Raw genomic sequence first — 17,301 nt, forward strand, 5'->3', positions numbered from 1 at the left:
TGTTTTTTTATGCACGATGGAGGGTATCTTAAAACTATTTAATGGACCTGTCATCAAAAACTATCGGAAATAAGGGGACATCATTCATGAACATAACGCCAAACCAGCGAATACAATTGCATGGATTCAATAATCTAACGAAATCATTAAGTTTTAATATGTACGATATTTGTTATACGAAAACGAGAGAGGAAAGAGAAGCTTACATTGCCTACATTGATGAAGAGTACAGTGCTGAGCGGTTAACCCGCATCCTTCAGGGGGTCTCCGACCGGATCGGGGCTCATGTCTTGAACATCGCCAAGCAGGATTATGTGCCTCAGGGAGCAAGCGTTACTGTATTAGTATCAGAAGGGCCGGTAGTGGAAGTGCCGACCGATCACCTCGAAGAAAAGCCGGCTGCAATGCCGGAATCCGTCGTTATGCAGCTAGATAAAAGCCATTTGACGGTTCATACGTATCCAGAATACCATCCGGAAGAGGGAATCAGTACGTTCAGGGCAGATATAGATGTTTCTACCTGCGGTGAGATTTCGCCGCTGAAAGCGCTGAATCATTTGATAGATTCTTTCGACACGGATATTATGACGATTGATTACAGGGTAAGAGGTTTTACACGAGATTTTAAAGGACGAAAGCTTTTTATTGACCATGATATCCATTCCATTCAAAATTACATTGATGAAGAACATAAAGAAGAATTTGACATGATCGATTCCAACATTTATCAGGAAAATATCTTTCACACCAAATGCAAATTAAAAAAATTTGATCTAAACAATTACCTGTTCGGCTATAAGAGTGAATCGCTGAGTGAAGAGGAAAAAACAGCAATCACTTCAAGGATTACTGAAGAGATGGATGAAATCTATTTTGGGCGAAATATGAACCGCCGGTAAAAGAAAAGAGACCCGAGAGGGGTCTCTTTTTTTGAAATCCAGCTTTAACGAGGCTGGTTTCTGAGCTGTTGTTCTCCCATAGCGACTAAACGTTTCGTCATTTCACCGCCGACAGAACCATTCGCTCTCGAAGTTGTGTCTGCACCAAGCTTTACTCCAAACTCATTGGCAATTTCCTCCTTCATCTGCCCTAGAGCATTTTCAGAACCCGGTACCAAAAGTTTGTTTCTTGCCATGCTTCAACACCTCCGCTTAAAGTTGAACAGCGATTCGCTGTCCGTTATATAAGATTTCCGAAAATGGGCAGGGGCATTCGTTCTAGGGACAACACTTGTTCAAGAATGGAAAAGAAGGAATAATGCACACACTTAGCCCGGGTGGAGTTCCTGCGTTATAATGAGAAGGAATAAGACATAAGTTCAAGTAAAAAAGGGTGAAGCTGCATGGACATTTTTGATGCAATAAAAACAAGAAGAAGTATCGGGAAAGTGAAAGATCAACCTGTACCGAAAGAGTATATCGAAAAAATCCTGGAATCCGGAACGTATGCGCCAAATCATCACCGTACAAATCCTTGGCGTTTCTTTGTACTGACAGGAGAAGGCAGAAACCGATTCGGGGAACATCTTTCCAGTGTAACCAAGCTTTCAATGAAAGAGCCGCTTTCTGAAGAAGATATTCAAAAACTCGAAAAGACGAAGAAAAAACCGCTTCGAGCCCCAGTCATTATTGCGGTTGGCGTGGAGCCAAATGATGGCCAGAAAATCATCCGTGAGGAAGAAGTTGCTGCGGTAAATGCGGCTGTTCAGAATATGCTTTTGGCAGCACATGCGTTGGGCCTTGGTGCCGTTTGGCGAACGGGAGCCATTTGCTATCATGAAAAAATGAAGGATTTTTTCCAGCTTTCATCTAACGGGGAGATGGCGGGCTTCATTTATCTGGGTTTTCCGGAGGTTAATCCGACAGATCTAAAAAAACAACATTTCAACGAAGTTACTCAATGGATAAACTAGTTTTGCAAGCGAAGAGGCGCTGATTCAATGCTCTCTTCGTTTTTTTGTTGCGAATTGGGGTAAAGGTATCTGTATGTCCAAATCCAGTTGCAAGAGAGGATGACCATTGGTGAAAAAAAGGAAACTTGGCAGTCAGGGCCTGGAAGTATCGGCACTCGGTTTAGGATGCATGGGAATGTCTGACTTTTACAGCGGACAAGACGATGAGGAATCGGTGCGCACGATTCACCGGGCCTTGGAACTGGGTGTGAATTTTCTTGATACGGCCGACATGTATGGTGTAGGGAAAAACGAAGAACTGGTTGGTAACGCCATCAGAGACCGGAGGCAGGATGTGATCCTTGCCACGAAATTCGGCAATGTAAGAGGAGATGACGGTTCTTTTTTAGGAATAAACGGCCACCCGAAATACGTAAAGGAAGCGTGTGAAAAGAGCTTAAGACGGCTTGGAACTGATTATATTGATCTTTATTATCAGCACCGGGTGGATCCGGGCGTGCCTATTGAAGAAACAGTTGGCGCAATGTCCATCCTTGTTCAGGAGGGAAAGGTACGATTTCTTGGCCTTTCGGAGGCTGGGCCGGAAACGATCAGGCGTGCCAATGATGTTCATCCCATCACAGCGCTCCAAACGGAATACTCGTTATGGAGCCGGGATGTGGAGGATCAAAATCTTCCCGCCGTGCGCGATCTGGGAATCGGTTTTGTCCCTTATAGTCCGCTTGGCCGGGGATTTTTAACCGGTCAGATCCAGAACTTTAATGACTTGGCAGAGGATGATTACCGCCGTAATTCGCCACGTTTTCAAGGAGAGAATTTTCAAAAAAATCTCGATCTTGTTCAAAAGATTAAGGAAATTGCCAAAGAAAAAGAATGCACAGCTTCACAGCTCGCACTTGCCTGGCTGCTGGCGCAGGGAGAAGACATTGTGCCGATTCCGGGAACAAAGAGAACCAAGTTTCTGGAAGAAAATATAGATGCACTGGGAGTTCAAGTCACTCAAGAAGATACTAGACGCATAAATGAGGTAGCCCCAAAAGGAGCAGCCGCGGGAGAACGCTATCCGGCAGAAGGCATGAAAAGTGTAAACATTTAATCTACCCAGGAACTCTCTTAGAGAGTTCCTTTTTTATTTATTTGAAAACGGTAGGAGTTCCCTTAAAACCAATCAAGCAGCAGCTTGAAAAGCGGAATCTGGATTCGTTTCTTGAAGTGCTTCAGAAGCAAAAAGCAGATGCTGAAGTCAAAATCAAAGAACTGGTACTCGTTACGAAACGGTTGGACTACCGCATAGCTGAAATTGAGAGAACCAAAACCAATCAACCTCCGGGCCAGGCTGAATTGAAATTCTGTAATAAAAGACCCGTTGTTCAGATCAGGGAACAGGTCGTTTCCCAGTATGAGCTGGAATACTTCATCAGGAGTGGCTTTTTTTTGCGTACAGATTCACGTTTCCGTGCTGTTTAATAAATAAAACATGATCTCCCTGTTCAACTGAATGAAAATCCGGGTAAGATACCGAAAGACTCTCGCCTGAAGAGAGGCGGAGCATATAACGGGGCTGGGTTTGAACGTTCATTCCCCGGTCAACAGCAATTTCAGTATATTCCTTTTGCAGAACGCGGCCTTCCACTTTTGAAAGGTAGAGCTCCTGATCTATATAACCTGACCATGCGGCATAAAGAAAAAAGAGAGCTGAGGCCCAGGCAAGAAGAGTTTTCGTAGTGCTCATTATTTCACCTCCGGTAATAGTATGTCCTATACCCGAATTCCAACTTAAGTGCACAAACAATAAAGGACTTTATGAGTAATTTTCTGAATAATCGGTTAATTATTTGAAATTTAAAAGGAAAAGAGTATACTGTAAGTAATCTTACATACCGACCGGTTAGTAAGTTGAAAGGAGATGAAGCATATGGATTTTTCATATTCTGAGCGGGTTAACAGCCTTCGTAAACGAATTGCAGATTTTATGGAGCAGCATGTTTATCCGAATGAACAGCTTTATGAGGAACAACTTAATCAGCAGGAAAGCCGTTGGAGCGATGTTCCTCCCATTATGGAAGAGCTGAAAGAGAAAGCAAAAAATGAAGGGCTCTGGAATCTTTTTCTCCCTGAGAGTGAATACGGTGCTGGATTGAACAATCAGGAATATGCGCCGCTTTGTGAAGTTATGGGTCGTTCGTTAATCGGTCCAGAAGTGTTCAATTGCAATGCACCGGATACCGGAAACATGGAGGTGCTCGTTCGCTATGGGACAGAGCAACAAAAAGAACAATGGCTAAAACCATTGCTCGACGGAAAAATCCGTTCCTGTTTTTCGATGACCGAGCCTGATGTAGCATCATCGGACGCAACCAATATTGAGGCCCGAATTGAAAAAGACGGTGATGAGTATATAATAAATGGACGCAAATGGTGGTCCTCGGGTGCAGGGGATCCACGCTGTAAAATAGCCATCGTGATGGGAAAGACAAATCCGTCCATGAACCGTTATGAACAGCAATCGATGATTTTGGTTCCACTGGATAGTCCAGGGATAAAAATCGACCGTCTGCTGCCGGTTTTTGGCTATGATCATGCCCCACACGGACACGCCGAAATTACCTATGAAAACGTCAGAGTTCCTGCAGAAAATATTCTTTTGGGGGAAGGAAAGGGATTTGCGATTGCCCAGGGAAGACTGGGACCCGGAAGAATTCACCATTGCATGCGCCTGATCGGTGCAGCAGAACGTGCGCTTGAGGAATTATGTAAGCGTGTTCAAGATCGCGAAGCTTTTGGCAAGCTGATAGCCGAACAGGGGGTGGTCCGCGAATGGATCGCAGATTCACGGATTGAGATCGAACAAGCGCGGCTTTTAACGCTTAAAGCGGCGTATATGATGGACACGGTGGGCAATAAAGCGGCGAAAGCAGAAATTGCGATGATTAAAGTCGTTGCTCCTTCCATGGCTCTTCGTGTCATCGACCGTGCCATCCAGGCTTTCGGAGGTGCTGGAGTTTCCAATGATGTTACGCTTGCCGCGCAATGGGCCAACGCCCGGACCCTTCGTCTTGCTGATGGACCGGACGAGGTACACCGAGCCCAGCTGGCAAAACTTGAATTAAAGAAATATGAAGAACAAGTGGTCCATTAGGAGATGAAACCATGAATGTTATGAAGCTTTTTGACCTGACTGGCAAAACGGCCATTGTCACAGGCGGCGGCAGAGGCCTGGGCCGGCAAATTGCTGAAGCCCTGGCTGAAGCAGGAGCAAACGTGGTGCTTTGTTCAAGAGATGTAGAAGCATGCCACGAAAGCGCGGAGCAGCTCGCCGGCCTGGGTATACGCACGCTTGCATTGAGGTGTGACATCACCAACCCGGATGATGTAAAAAACGTGGTGAGCGAAACCATCCGCACCTTCGGGACCATTGATATATTAGTAAACAACAGCGGGGCCACATGGGGAGCTCCTGTTGCAGAAATGCCATACGAAGCCTGGAAAAAAGTCATCGATGTGAATGTCACAGGGACTTTCCTTATGAGCCAGGAAGCTGGTAAAAAGATGATTAAACAAAAATCCGGCAAAATTATCAATATTTCTTCCGTTGCAGGCCTCGGCGGCACTGATCCCCGCTTCATGGATACCATTGGCTACAACACAAGCAAGGGAGCAGTCATCACCTTTACAAAAGATCTGGCTGTGAAATGGGGACAGCACAATATCAATGTGAATGCCATCGCTCCGGGCTTTTTTCCAACCAAAATGTCAAAGGTACTAATGGAACGCGGAAAGGATGCCATATTGGGAGGAACACCGCTTAATCGGTTTGGTAATGCAGATGACCTGAAAGGAGCAGCTCTGTTTCTTGCTTCCGGCGCTTCCAATTACATTACAGGAGATGTATTGATTATAGACGGCGGAGCTCATGCCATGTAGGTTAACGTAATAAATTCCATTTTATCTTCTGGAGGGTGAATAATGAGTGAGGTAAATACCTGGAAAAGCCATTATCCCAAAACCATTCAGCCAGAGATTCAGATTCCCGAGTATACCATTCCGCAGCTTCTTGAACATACAGCAGAAAAGTATCCCGACAATATTGCCTTGTCCTTTTTTGGTCATAAGTCCACCTATAAAGAGCTGCAGAATCTTGTGCACCGTTTCGCTTCAGCCCTGCAAAAAGAAGGATTGAAGGAAGGGGACAGGGTGGCCGTCATGCTGCCAAACTGTCCGCAATATACCATTGCCTATTACGGAATTCTTGCGGCAGGCGGCATTGTCACACAGGTGAATCCAATGCTTGTTGAACGGGAATTGCTGCATATTATCGAAGACAGTGGTGCGGAGATGATGATTGTCTATGAACCGCTTGTTGACCAGGTGAACAAGGTTGAACAGTTGTTTTTGTTAAAAACGGTAATTTCTGTAAGTTTTGATCAGCAGCCAAAGCTGCAAAATGTTCCCTCTTTCTATCAATTTTTGCAAAAAGGGGATCTCCCATTTCAAAGGGTTCCCGTTTCTCCAGATGAAACAGCGGTTTTACAGTATACAGGCGGTACGACAGGAAGGTCCAAGGGGGCCATGCTGACCCATCGCAACCTCGTCGCCAATGTACTGCAATCGTATGAGTTTTTTAAACTTACTATAGAAATCGGCAAGGAAAAGTATTTAACGGTCATTCCTCTTTTTCATGTGTTTGGAATGACTTCCTGTATGAACATGGCCGTTTACACAGCATCCGAGAGCATCCTGCTTCCAAGGTTTGATCTGGAGGAAGTGCTGGAAACAATCAAAATTGAACAGCCTACTGTCTTTCCCGGTGTGCCGACCATGTACGTGGCCATCACCAATCATCCCCTGGCCGAAAACTATTCGATTGACTCTATTAAAGTATGCAACAGCGGAAGTGCCCCCATGCCGGTGGAATTGCTTCAGGAGTTTGAGAGAAAAACAGGTTCCGCTATTTTGGAAGGCTACGGGTTGTCGGAAGCGTCACCAACAACGCATTGCAATCCTCTCTTTGCCGACAGGAAACCAGGGAGTGTGGGAATCGGGCTGCCTTCAACAGACTATCTGGTGGTAGATCTGGGTTCGGGAACCAAGGAGGTAGAAACCGGTGAACTCGGTGAGCTGATTATCAAAGGCCCGCAAGTTATGAAAGGGTATTGGAACATGCCGGAGGAAACCGAGCATGCCCTGCGGGATGGGTGGCTCTATACAGGGGATATCGCCAAAATCGACGAAGATGGCTACGTTTTTATTATGGATCGTAAAAAGGACTTGATTATTGCGAGCGGTTACAATGTTTATCCCCGAGAGGTTGAAGAAGTCCTTTATGAACATCCTGCGGTCAGGGAAGCTGTGGTGATTGGCGTTCCCGATCCATACCGTGGCGAAGAAGTGAAGGCGATTCTTGTACTGAAAGAAGGAAGAGGCGTGACAGAAGAAGAGATCTTCCATTATTGCAAACAAAACCTGTCCGCCTATAAAGTGCCTCATCTCATCGAGTTCAGAAGTGAGCTTCCCAAAACGAATGTGGGCAAAATCTTACGAAGAGCTCTTCGGGATGAAGCAAGAATTCAATCAAATCAATACAGGAGATGAAAAATAAGAGAATAACGCAGGATGCCTAATTTTTTCTGTAAACAAAAAAGATTGTGAGGATACGAACATGAAAGAAAAAATTACTGAATGCAGCATCTCTTTATTTGAGAAAAATGGATTCAGTGAAACATCCATCCAGGATATCGTGGATGCGCTTGGCGTAACAAAAGGAACGTTTTACTATTATTTTTCCAGCAAAGAGGAATTGCTGATGAATATTCACAATGGGTATATAGATGAACTGTTGTTTCAGCAGGGAAAAATTCTGGAAGATTCTTCAATGACGAGTAAACAAAAGCTGTTTGAAATGGTATATACCTTGATCGGCAGTATCAGACAGGCAGGCGCGAGCGCCAAGGTGTTTTTTCGGGAAATCAAAAACCTGAACGAAGAACGGCTTTCCCAAATTGTGCCTAAGCGGGACCGCTTCCGCTTTAATCTTGAAAAGCTTATTGAGGAAGGGATCATACGCGGGGAATTTCGCGGAGATCTGAATCCGTCCATCGTCACATTCGGAGTACTTGGTGCGGCCAATTGGAGCTACCAATGGTATAACCCGGACGGGGAGCTGTCTGAAAAAGAAGTGGCTGGAATTTTTGTTGAAATGATACTCAACGGCATTGCCAATCATTAATAAAGGATTAGAAGGAGGGCAAAAAATGAGAGTGGAGGATTTGCAGCAAATTACCGTGTTGGGAGCCGGCCAGATGGGGCATCAGATTGCCATGCTCTGTGCGCTTGGAGGATTTGAAACCGTGATTCAGGATATCAATGAACCGGCCCTTAAATCAGCGGAAAGCATACTGCAAGACATTATGAACCGCTGGGTATCCAAGGGACGGTTGTCAGCAGAAGAGAAGGAGAGTGCGTTCAAAAGGCTGCGATTTACAAGCAATTTTGAAGATGCCGTCAGAAATACCGATTTTGTTATCGAAGCGGTAGTGGAAAAATTGGAGGTCAAACGGGATGTGTTCGCCAAGCTGGATGAATTGGCTCCGCCTCATGCCGTCTTTGCCTCCAACAGCTCGACGATCGTCAACAGTCTGATCGCGTCGGAAACCGGCCGTCCGGATAAAGTTGTCAACATGCACTTTTTCTTTCCACCGCTTGTGATGGATTGCGTGGAAGTAGTAATGAGCGAGAAAACGTCAGAAGAAACTGCCCAGCTTGCCATGGATATTTGCAAAAAGATCAACCGCACAGCTGTATTGCTCAAAAAAGAGATATCCGGTTTCATCGCCAACCGGATTTTGGGTGCTTTACAAAAAGAGGCTCTGAATTTGTATGAACAGGGAATCGCGGATTTTAAGGACATTGACATCATCTGCAAAAAAGCACTTAACCATCCGATCGGACCGTTTGAATTAATGGACCTGTCGGGGATTGATGTTGGATATTACGTATCCGAGCAGCGTTATAAGGAAACAGGTAACCCGGAAGACAAGCCGGCTGCCTGCATCGAGGAAAAGGTGAACCAAGGGCATTTGGGCAGAAAAACAGGACAAGGCTGGTACACATACAAAAAAGAAGGAGTGAAATCATAATGGGAAAATTCCTTGATGTCGTGAAAGAAAATGCGGTGGCGGTTATCACCATTCAAAATCCGCCTCTGAATGTTTTGAGTAAAGCAGTTTTTCAGGAACTGGATGATGTGTTCATGGAATTGGAACAAGATCCAGAAACGGTAGCTGTAATAGTAACTGGAGCCGGAGAGAAGGCCTTTGTTGCAGGAGCAGATATTAAAGAATTTCCACAGATGATGGGAAATCCGGACATGAAGAGCTATGTTATGGATGTTCATATGATTCTAAACCGGATTGATTTCTTTCCTAAGCCAACGATTGCGGTATTGAACGGCCTGACGTTTGGCGGCGGGTGTGAACTGGCACTTGCCTGTGATATAAGAATTGCTGAAGAGCATGCACAGATCGGTCTGCCAGAAGTGACGCTCGGATTGTTTCCCGGAGGAGGGGGAACACAGCGGCTTCCGCGTCTCGTAGGCGTAGCAAAAGCAAAGGAAATGATGTTTACGGGGGAACCTGTTACGTCGGAGACGGCTCTCGGAATCGGACTTGTCAATCATGTTGTTCCGTCCGGCGAGGGGCTCAATGAGTCGAAAAAGCTTGCTGCCAAGATTACACGCCATTCCCTGCAGGCCTTATCGAGAATCAAGCGGTCCGTGGATGAAGGCTTGGAAAAACCATTGACTGAAGGCATTGAGCTGGAAGCTTCTCTTTTTCAGGAAGTGTTTCAGACAGAAGACATCAAAGAAGGGGTGCAAGCCTTTTTTGAGAAGCGAAAACCCGCATTTATGCATCGTTAAGCACACAAATAAGGAGAGAACGGTATGCATACCATTGATCTGACCGTACGCTTTTGTGAAACGGACGCTTTAGGCCACGTTAATAATACCAGTTATTTTATTTACCTTGAGGAGGCCAGAGTAAAGTTCTTTGAATCTCTCGGTTTTGGGGTCAGCACGGAAGAATGGAATTTCATTCTCGCCTCCACCACGTGTGATTTTAAGGCACAAGGATATTTCAACGATAAGCTCACCGTTGATACCAGTGTTTCCTCTGTCGGCAATAAGAGCTTTGTTCTCACGCATGAAGTCCGGAGAACAGAGACGAAGGAACTGGTCGCCAAAGGGAGCGCCACCCTTGTATACTTCGATTTTAAAGCCCAAACGACAGAAATTATTCCCGATGAATTGCGCGCGGCCCTGACCCGTCATGCAGGGAGGCTGCCGGTTGAATCGGAATCTTAATTCATTTTCGGATTGAGGAGGGTAACACATGAGTCAGGATACCATCGCGGTCAGAAGTGGAGAAGAGCTCGACACAGGAACACTTGAGCGGTTCCTTCGCCGGTCGTTACACGATCTGCCGGAGGAGCCTTTGGAAATACAGCAATTTTCCGGTGGACATTCCAATTTAACCTATCAGCTGAAAATGGGAAGCTGGGAAGCGGTTCTGCGGCGGCCGCCCCTCGGTCCTGTTGCGCCAAAAGCGCATGACATGGAACGGGAATACAGAATTTTGTCTGAAATCCATGAACTTTTTTCTCCTGCGCCGAAGCCTCTTCTTTTTTCAAATGGAGAGGAAGTGATCGGAAAACCATTCTTTCTTATGGAAAGAAAGCATGGACTTGTGGTCGATTCGGTTTTTCCGGAAGATGTGAATGCCACAGAAAGCTTATGTACACATATTTCCCAAGAAATGGTGAGGCAGCTTGTCCGGCTGCACAGCATTGATTATACAAAAACAGAGCTGATAAACATCAGTAAGCCGGAGGGTTTTATGGAACGGCAGGTACACGGGTGGATCTCCCGATATGAACGTTCAAAAACAGAGGATATTCCCGAAGTGGATCACCTTACACGATGGCTCGCTTCCCACATTCCGGACAACACTGAAGCCTGTTTGATTCACTATGATTATAAACTAAACAACAGCATGTTTGACGCAAACCTGAATGAAATGACCGGTTTGTTTGACTGGGAGATGAGCACGGTCGGCGATCCGCTCGCGGATCTTGGCGTTGCTATGAGCTACTGGATGGAAGCAGATGACCCAGAGCTTTTAATAACAGGGCTTGGAAAACCATCCGTTACGGTCATGAAAGGCTTTTATTCCAGGAATCAGTTTATTGAGGATTATGCGAGTCTAAGCGGCAGAGATGTCAGCTCGATTTCTTTTTACCTGACCTTTGCCTATTTCAAGCTGGCCGTCATCTGCCAGCAGATTTATTACCGTTACCGTAAAGGACAGACTCGTGATTCCCGCTTCTCCGGTTTTCACCATTTTGTAAAAAGCTTGATACTGCACGCATCAGATACGGCGTTTCGGAATTAGGGGTTGAATTAAAAAGCGTGCGATACAAGAGGTGAAATGATGAAGGTACATGTGCTGTTAACAAAGGAAGAAATCAATGCAGAGAGGTTAAGAGAGAATGGAAAAGTGGCGGTTGTTCTTGATGTGCTTCTCGCCACAACAACCATTATTTCAGCCTTGAACGAAGGCGCAAAGGAAGTTATTCCTGTTATGGATGAAAATGAAGCATTTTCTCTCTCTCAATCTCTCAAACACGAAAATTTCATATTAGCTGGAGAACGTGACGCCCGACCGATTGAACACTTTCACTATCCTAGCCCGACCATGCTTTCTCCGCTCGTTCTGGGCAAATCTCTTATTCTCTCTACAACCAACGGAACGATTGCGCTTAAGAAAGCGGAATCAGCGGAACGTGTTTATATTTCATCTCTTCTCAACAATAAAAGAACGGCACAGCAGCTACTGGATTGTCACCTGGAAAGCACGATTGTGATCATTTGTTCAGGCAATGCAGGGGAGGTCAGTCTTGAAGACGTGTACGGAGCCGGACACCTTATCCACTCCTTATTGTACCTCTCGCAACAGAGCATAAATATGAGTGATGCCGCTAAAATGGCCTTTTATTTGTTTTTGGGAAACCAGTACAAAGCCTCTGAGCTGTTGTCCTCTTCCTCTGTGGGGAATCTTTTTGAAAGGTACGGGCTGTTTGACGATCTCCAGCTTGCTGCCACTGCAAATACAGTATCGGTATTGGCGGTGATGAAAAACGGGACTGCCCTGCTGGAAGAGGAGCATGCCTCTCAATCCGAGATCAGAAAAGTGAGGGATATATGATGGAAGATATCCGTACGAGAATCAAAGGATCGCAATTTTTGTTAAAGGGGATGAAGTCGCAAGACATTTTTACCCCCGAAGACTTTTCCGATGAGCACCGGATGATTGAGAAGACCGCCCGGCAATTTATTGAAAAAGAAGTGGAACCTTTCCGGGAACCTATTGAAAAGCAAGATTTTAAAAAAATCATCTCTCTACTGAAAAAAGCTGGGGATCTTGGCCTTCTTGCACACAGTATACCGGAAAGCTATGGCGGTCTTGGACTGGATAAAATCAGCAAGGGCATTGTAGGGGAGGCGATCGGTCACTCCAGCGGCTATGGTGTGGCCCATTCCAATCACACGTGCATTGCGACGCTGCCGATTACTTATTTTGGAACACCGGAGCAAAAAAAAAATATCTTCCGAAAATGGCATCCGGTGAATACATCGGTGCCTATTGCCTAACTGAACCGAACGCCGGTTCCGATGCACTTGCCTCCAGGACAACCGCTGTTCTTAATGAGGAAGGTACTCATTACATCCTGAACGGAACAAAAATTTATATTACAAATGCGGCTTTTTCCGATACGTTTATCGTTTATGCAAAAGTAGATGGAGAGAGGTTCACAGCCTTTATTGTTGAGAAAAGTTTCCCCGGATTGTCACTTGGTCCGGAAGAAAACAAAATGGGAATCAAAGGCTCGTCCACCCGTTCGGTCATTCTTGAAGATTGCCGGGTTCCTGCAGAAAATCTTCTTGGCGAAGTAGGAAAAGGACATGTCATCGCCTTGAACGTATTAAATCTGGGACGATTTAATCTTGGATCGGCGTGCATGGGTGCAGCCAAACACGGTTTGAAAAAAGCGGTCCATTTTGTTCAGGAACGCAAACAGTTTAAACAGCGTATCGCCGATTTTGCGGCCAGCAAAGAAAAAATTGCCAAGCTTGCCGCCCGGCTTTATGCAGCAGAATCACTGCAATACCGAACCGCCCATCTGCTCGAAGATGCGCTTGGGAGCCTTGATGAACATGCGGATTTGAAAACAGTGGGAAACGCGATGAGCGAGTACGCTATGGAATGTGCCATCTGCAAAGTGTACGGGTCGGAAACTCTCGATGTGACGGCAGACGAAGCCTTGCAGCTGCATGGCGGAGCAGGGTTCATTCAGGAATATGGCATGGAACAGCTGTACAGGGATTCCAGGATCAACCGGATATTTGAAGGGACCAATGAGATTAACCGCCTGCTGATCCCCACCCACTTTTTTAGAAAGGAAATGAAGGGCGAGGTGGATTTAGAATCAGCTCTCCTAGAGGCTGCTAGTTATCTGGAGAAGGAGAACGATGATGAGAAAGACGATATGCTGAAAAGCGTGGAAACACTTCGGCACCTGTTTCTTCTTTCAGCCGGACTGGCCTACAAGCGTTTCGGTGAAAAGCTTATGCATGAGCAGGAAATTTTGATGATGCTGGCCGATCTCGCCATTCTCACCTATGCAGCAGAGTCTGCAATTCTTCGCACCATGAAGGAAGCAAAGCAGAACGGGGAAGAACAAGCCTCTCTTAAAATCGCTCTGTCACAGACTTTGCTTGAGGAAAGCTTGTGGGAAGCTGAAAAGCTATCACGGAAACTAATTCTGGAACTGGCCGGGGGAGAAAAAGCACAGCAGCTGCACTTGCTTGTTGTTCAATCGTGTAACCGCTGTCATTCTTATGGTCAAGAAATAAAACGCAACCGGATGATTGCCGAAAAACTATATGATGCAAATCGCTATATTTGCTAAAGGAGACAAAGGATGAAATTTGGAGGTTCGATTGCACTTGTAACAGGGGCAGGAAGCGGTATTGGAAGAGCAGCAGCGATCAAACTGGCAGAAGGCGGAGCAACGGTTCTCCTTGTTGGAAGAACGGTGTCCAAACTGGAAGCTGCGGCTTCAGAAATCAGCAAAATAAGCGGAGCCCAGAAGCCGGAAATCTTTTCTGCCGACGTAACGAAAGAAAAAGATGTGGAAAAACTGGCAGAATATGTTCAAACTCGTTTCGGTGATCTGCACATTCTTGTGAACAATGCTGGCGGCAGCAGCCAGACCTCCATCCTGAACACACCAGTCAGTGAATGGGATTACGTGCAAAGCGCGAACTTAAAAAGTGTCTTTCTCGTTTCTCGCATTCTTGGCAAAGTGATAATCAAAGGTGTAAAAACGGAAAACGAACACAAAGCCAACCGTGCCATTGTGAATGTTGCCAGCTTATCAGGGCATCAGGCTGGTGCACATATCCCCCATTACAGTGCGGCCAAAGCAGGGGTGATCAATTTTACAAGAGCACTCGCCTTGGAGCTTTCCCCCTACAGTATACGGGTGAACTCGGTATCACCAGGATTTATCGAGACACCACTGACCGAGGAAGGACTCGAAAACGAACAATTCGTCAAAGCGATTGAAAAAAATACGGCATTGCGAAGGATCGGCAAGCCTGAGGAGATTGCGAGCATCATCTCTTTTCTCGCGAGCAGTGAGGCTTCCTATATGACCGGATCGGATGTTCTGGCCGACGGAGGCTGGCTAATTAAATAAAACATAGCAGGAGGAATTTGTATGGAACAAGATCATCTATTAATTGAAGCAAAAGGCCCGATTTTAACACTAACACTAAACCGTCCGGAACGCTTGAATTCATTCAGTGAGGAAATGATTACAAGTTTGACAGAAGCTCTGAGAGAGGCTCAGAATTCTGGTGAAATTAAAGTGATTATCCTGAAAGGAGCCGGCCGTTCGTTCAGTGCTGGCGGAGACGTAAAAACGATGGGACAGGCCACACCACAGGATGTTTATGAACATATTGGTAAGCTGAACCAATGTATTTTAACTATGAAAGAAACCGAGATTCCGATCATTGCGGCTGTGCATGGCTTTGCGGCAGGAGCCGGATTTAATCTCGCGATGGCGTGCGATTTGATCGTTGCAGCCGAGAACAGCAAATTTGCGCTCAGCTTTTCACAGGTGGGTTTGATTTCGGATGGAGGAGGATCATACTTTTTGCCAAAACTGATCGGCCCTCACCTTGCCAAGCAGTTCTTTTTCAGCGCAGAGCCGATTCCTGCCGAACGGCTTTATCAGCTCGGGGTGATCAACTATTTGTCGCCGCTTGAGCGAATAGAAGAGGAGGTGGGTCAACTGGCAGCAAAACTTGCCAATGGTCCGGTTGGAGCGTATGGAAAAATGAAAAAGCTGATTGATGCTTCTTATCAGTCTACCCTTGAGGAGATGCTGGAGCAGGAACGGCTGAATCAAACGCTGATGATCACAACAGAGGACCATCAGGAAGGCATTTCGGCCTTCAAAGAAAAAAGGCAGCCTGTATTTACCGGCAAATAGATGTAAAACGCATGCAGGATGAACCATTGACAGGAGGGTCAAAATGAACACAAGCCACTATCCTTATTGGCCGAAACGAGTCAGCAAAACGCTGACTGTCCCTGAAACAACACTGTATGATAACTTGCTCTTTTCCGCACGCCGGTATCCAAAAAAGACAGCGTTATCTTTTTACGGAGCCAGCATGACCTATGAAAAGCTGCTACAGCAGGTGGATCGTATTGCCGGATATCTGCAGCAGGAAATGAACGTTGGGCAGGGTGACCGTGTCATGCTGTTTATGCAAAATTCCCCTCAGTACATCATCTCTTGTTATGCCATCATGAGGGCGGGTGCGGTTGTAGTCCCGTTAAATCCAATGAACACGGTGCATGAGCTGGAGTTCTATATCAAAGACTGTAAGATCGAAGCCGGGATTGTAAGCCAGGAGCTATACCCCCAGATTCAGCCGCTCTTATCAGGCACTTCCTTGCAGCATATTTTAATCGGAGCATATTCTGATTACCTTAGCAGCGAAAGAATCCCTCACCATGTTCCAGCTTCTGTTCTGGAAAGCCGGCATCCGGTGAACCGGAAAAACCATCATTGCTGGCAAGAAGCTCTTGATCGGGAAGTCCCTCCTTCTGACTATGAGGGCCATGCGGATGATATCGTTTGTCTGCCTTACACATCTGGAACAACAGGATTGCCAAAAGGCTGTGTACATACAAACCGGACGATACAGGCCAATGTTACAGGTGCGGTGAACTGGATGAACACCATGTCGGACAGCATTCACCTTGCGACTCTTCCGCTTTTTCATGTGACGGGGATGCTTCACAGTATGCATGCTCCCATTTTTGCAGGTTCCCAAATCGCTGTGCTCACCCGGTGGGACCGAAACGCGGCTGCAGAAACCATTCAATCCGAGAGCGTAAGCCACTGGGTAAGCATCAGCACAATGGTGATCGACTTTCTGTCTCATCCTGACCTTATGGATTATAATTTTTCGTCACTGTCCAGCATCGCAGGAGGAGGAGCGGCCCTTCCGAAGGCAGTGGGAGAAAAACTTTATCAGCTTCTAGGGGTGAAGTTTGTCGAAGGGTACGGCCTTTCCGAGACGATCTCTCATACGCATTTCAATCCGCCTGACCGGCCAAAGCTTCAGTGTCTCGGTATTCCTTCCTTTGATGTGGACGCCCGCATTGTGGACCCTGCTTCATTAAAAGAGCTGGGAGTTGGTGAAATCGGGGAGATCGTCGTGGCCGGTCCGCAAGTGTTTTTAGAATATTATAACCGTCCGGAAAAGACGAAGCAGGCCTTCTTTGAAAAAGACGGTAAACGCTTTTTCAGAACAGGAGATATAGGACGCTTTGATGAGGAAGGCTATTATTTTATGGTGGACCGGGTGAAACGGATGATCAACGCCTCGGGCTTTAAAGTGTGGCCGACTGAGGTGGAATCTTTCCTTTACAACCATTCTGCTGTACTGCAGGCTTGTGTAGTCGGCATTCCTGATCCGAAACGAGGAGAAACGGTAAAAGCTTTCATTATTTTAAAGGAAGAACACAAGGGGAAAATAACGGAACAGGAGATCATTGACTGGTCCAAAGAGCACCTGGCTGCCTATAAATACCCGAGAACCATTGAGTTTAGAGAATCGTTTCCAACAACAGCCAGCGGCAAAATTCTTTGGAGAAAGCTGCAAGAAGAAGAAAAGTCCAAAAGGGAATCTATTTCAGCTTCTAAGTAGTTTTTGCACCAGTTCAGGCAATACAAGAGAAGACAGCGGA

Annotated in this window: 17 protein-coding genes and 1 pseudogene; 16 read left to right on the plus strand and 2 right to left on the minus strand. The window is 46.1% G+C overall.

Features of this window, described 5'->3' with window-relative positions; genetic code table 11:
* Positions 1–86: 86 nt before the first annotated feature.
* Positions 87–899 (plus strand): adenosylmethionine decarboxylase, encoded by an 813-nt coding sequence (gene speD / locus BLT53_RS06730; protein WP_090233645.1) that lies wholly within the window; start codon positions 87–89, stop codon positions 897–899.
* Between the two features lie 44 nt (positions 900–943).
* Here the strand turns inward: speD and BLT53_RS06735 are convergent, their stop codons facing one another.
* Entirely contained in the window at positions 944–1,135 is a 192-nt protein-coding gene (locus BLT53_RS06735) for an alpha/beta-type small acid-soluble spore protein (protein WP_061970103.1), read from the minus strand.
* Between the two features lie 207 nt (positions 1,136–1,342).
* Here BLT53_RS06735 and BLT53_RS06740 point away from each other — a divergent pair, with 207 nt between their 5' ends.
* Positions 1,343–1,912 carry a nitroreductase family protein gene (locus BLT53_RS06740; protein WP_090233646.1) on the plus strand — a complete coding sequence of 190 codons (570 nt, stop codon included), beginning with the start codon at positions 1,343–1,345 and terminating at the stop codon, positions 1,910–1,912.
* Positions 1,913–2,021: 109 nt separating this feature from the next.
* Positions 2,022–3,008: an aldo/keto reductase gene (locus tag BLT53_RS06745; protein ID WP_090233648.1), complete on the plus strand. Its 987-nt coding sequence runs from the start codon at positions 2,022–2,024 to the stop codon at positions 3,006–3,008.
* A gap of 321 nt (positions 3,009–3,329) precedes the next feature.
* On the opposite strand, the gene BLT53_RS06755 is transcribed toward BLT53_RS06745, so the two are convergent.
* Positions 3,330–3,644, minus strand: a complete 315-nt coding sequence (locus tag BLT53_RS06755) for a hypothetical protein (RefSeq protein WP_090233650.1) — start codon at positions 3,642–3,644, stop codon at positions 3,330–3,332.
* 183 nt (positions 3,645–3,827) lie between these two features.
* Between BLT53_RS06755 and BLT53_RS06760 the strand changes: the two genes are divergently transcribed.
* The 13 genes and pseudogenes from BLT53_RS06760 to BLT53_RS06820 all read left to right on the plus strand — a co-directional run bounded on the left by BLT53_RS06760 (position 3,828) and on the right by BLT53_RS06820 (position 17,261).
* Positions 3,828–5,051: an acyl-CoA dehydrogenase gene (locus BLT53_RS06760; protein ID WP_090233652.1), complete on the plus strand. Its 1,224-nt coding sequence runs from the start codon at positions 3,828–3,830 to the stop codon at positions 5,049–5,051.
* Between the two features lie 11 nt (positions 5,052–5,062).
* Positions 5,063–5,836, plus strand: coding sequence for an SDR family oxidoreductase (locus tag BLT53_RS06765; RefSeq protein ID WP_090233653.1), 774 nt, complete (start codon positions 5,063–5,065; stop codon positions 5,834–5,836).
* A 42-nt stretch (positions 5,837–5,878) separates the two neighbouring features.
* Positions 5,879–7,504 carry a long-chain-fatty-acid--CoA ligase gene (locus tag BLT53_RS06770; RefSeq protein WP_090233655.1) on the plus strand — a complete coding sequence of 542 codons (1,626 nt, stop codon included), beginning with the start codon at positions 5,879–5,881 and terminating at the stop codon, positions 7,502–7,504.
* A gap of 67 nt (positions 7,505–7,571) precedes the next feature.
* Complete coding sequence (locus BLT53_RS06775) at positions 7,572–8,138, plus strand: TetR/AcrR family transcriptional regulator (protein WP_090233656.1); 567 nt, start codon at positions 7,572–7,574, stop codon at positions 8,136–8,138.
* 25 nt (positions 8,139–8,163) lie between these two features.
* Positions 8,164–9,048 (plus strand): 3-hydroxyacyl-CoA dehydrogenase family protein, encoded by an 885-nt coding sequence (locus BLT53_RS06780; protein ID WP_090233658.1) that lies wholly within the window; start codon positions 8,164–8,166, stop codon positions 9,046–9,048.
* Positions 9,048–9,827, plus strand: coding sequence for an enoyl-CoA hydratase (locus BLT53_RS06785; RefSeq protein ID WP_090233659.1), 780 nt, complete (start codon positions 9,048–9,050; stop codon positions 9,825–9,827). Before BLT53_RS06780 ends, BLT53_RS06785 begins: the two co-directional genes overlap by 1 nt.
* A 24-nt stretch (positions 9,828–9,851) precedes the next feature.
* Positions 9,852–10,271 (plus strand): acyl-CoA thioesterase, encoded by a 420-nt coding sequence (locus tag BLT53_RS06790; protein WP_090233661.1) that lies wholly within the window; start codon positions 9,852–9,854, stop codon positions 10,269–10,271.
* A 28-nt stretch (positions 10,272–10,299) separates the two neighbouring features.
* On the plus strand, positions 10,300–11,358 hold the full coding sequence (locus BLT53_RS06795) for a phosphotransferase family protein (protein ID WP_090233662.1): 1,059 nt from the start codon (positions 10,300–10,302) through the stop codon (positions 11,356–11,358).
* Positions 11,359–11,394: 36 nt separating this feature from the next.
* Positions 11,395–12,171, plus strand: coding sequence for a 2-phosphosulfolactate phosphatase (locus BLT53_RS06800; protein ID WP_090233665.1), 777 nt, complete (start codon positions 11,395–11,397; stop codon positions 12,169–12,171).
* Positions 12,171–13,936 (plus strand): annotated as a pseudogene (locus BLT53_RS06805) (acyl-CoA dehydrogenase family protein). The gene BLT53_RS06800 and the pseudogene BLT53_RS06805 overlap by 1 nt, the downstream one beginning before the upstream one ends.
* A gap of 12 nt (positions 13,937–13,948) precedes the next feature.
* Positions 13,949–14,728, plus strand: a complete 780-nt coding sequence (locus tag BLT53_RS06810) for an SDR family NAD(P)-dependent oxidoreductase (protein WP_090233667.1) — start codon at positions 13,949–13,951, stop codon at positions 14,726–14,728.
* Positions 14,729–14,749: 21 nt separating this feature from the next.
* Positions 14,750–15,529: an enoyl-CoA hydratase/isomerase family protein gene (locus BLT53_RS06815; RefSeq protein WP_090233668.1), complete on the plus strand. Its 780-nt coding sequence runs from the start codon at positions 14,750–14,752 to the stop codon at positions 15,527–15,529.
* Between the two features lie 43 nt (positions 15,530–15,572).
* Positions 15,573–17,261, plus strand: coding sequence for a long-chain fatty acid--CoA ligase (locus tag BLT53_RS06820; protein ID WP_090233670.1), 1,689 nt, complete (start codon positions 15,573–15,575; stop codon positions 17,259–17,261).
* Positions 17,262–17,301 lie beyond the last annotated feature (40 nt).

This window comes from Fictibacillus solisalsi (assembly GCF_900103485.1).
GTDB lineage: Bacteria > Bacillota > Bacilli > Bacillales > Fictibacillaceae > Fictibacillus_C > Fictibacillus_C solisalsi.

Coding starts and splice junctions, on each gene's coding strand:
- BLT53_RS06790 (WP_090233661.1), top strand. CDS start 9,852: ATGCATACCATTGATCTGACCGTACGCTTTTGTGAAACGGACGCTTTA.
- speD (WP_090233645.1), top strand. CDS start 87: ATGAACATAACGCCAAACCAGCGAATACAATTGCATGGATTCAATAAT.
- BLT53_RS06755 (WP_090233650.1), bottom strand. CDS start 3,644: ATGAGCACTACGAAAACTCTTCTTGCCTGGGCCTCAGCTCTCTTTTTT.
- BLT53_RS06735 (WP_061970103.1), bottom strand. CDS start 1,135: ATGGCAAGAAACAAACTTTTGGTACCGGGTTCTGAAAATGCTCTAGGG.
- BLT53_RS06820 (WP_090233670.1), top strand. CDS start 15,573: ATGAACACAAGCCACTATCCTTATTGGCCGAAACGAGTCAGCAAAACG.
- BLT53_RS06800 (WP_090233665.1), top strand. CDS start 11,395: ATGATGAAGGTACATGTGCTGTTAACAAAGGAAGAAATCAATGCAGAG.
- BLT53_RS06770 (WP_090233655.1), top strand. CDS start 5,879: ATGAGTGAGGTAAATACCTGGAAAAGCCATTATCCCAAAACCATTCAG.
- BLT53_RS06795 (WP_090233662.1), top strand. CDS start 10,300: ATGAGTCAGGATACCATCGCGGTCAGAAGTGGAGAAGAGCTCGACACA.
- BLT53_RS06760 (WP_090233652.1), top strand. CDS start 3,828: ATGGATTTTTCATATTCTGAGCGGGTTAACAGCCTTCGTAAACGAATT.
- BLT53_RS06785 (WP_090233659.1), top strand. CDS start 9,048: ATGGGAAAATTCCTTGATGTCGTGAAAGAAAATGCGGTGGCGGTTATC.
- BLT53_RS06780 (WP_090233658.1), top strand. CDS start 8,164: ATGAGAGTGGAGGATTTGCAGCAAATTACCGTGTTGGGAGCCGGCCAG.
- BLT53_RS06810 (WP_090233667.1), top strand. CDS start 13,949: ATGAAATTTGGAGGTTCGATTGCACTTGTAACAGGGGCAGGAAGCGGT.
- BLT53_RS06740 (WP_090233646.1), top strand. CDS start 1,343: ATGGACATTTTTGATGCAATAAAAACAAGAAGAAGTATCGGGAAAGTG.
- BLT53_RS06775 (WP_090233656.1), top strand. CDS start 7,572: ATGAAAGAAAAAATTACTGAATGCAGCATCTCTTTATTTGAGAAAAAT.
- BLT53_RS06815 (WP_090233668.1), top strand. CDS start 14,750: ATGGAACAAGATCATCTATTAATTGAAGCAAAAGGCCCGATTTTAACA.
- BLT53_RS06765 (WP_090233653.1), top strand. CDS start 5,063: ATGAATGTTATGAAGCTTTTTGACCTGACTGGCAAAACGGCCATTGTC.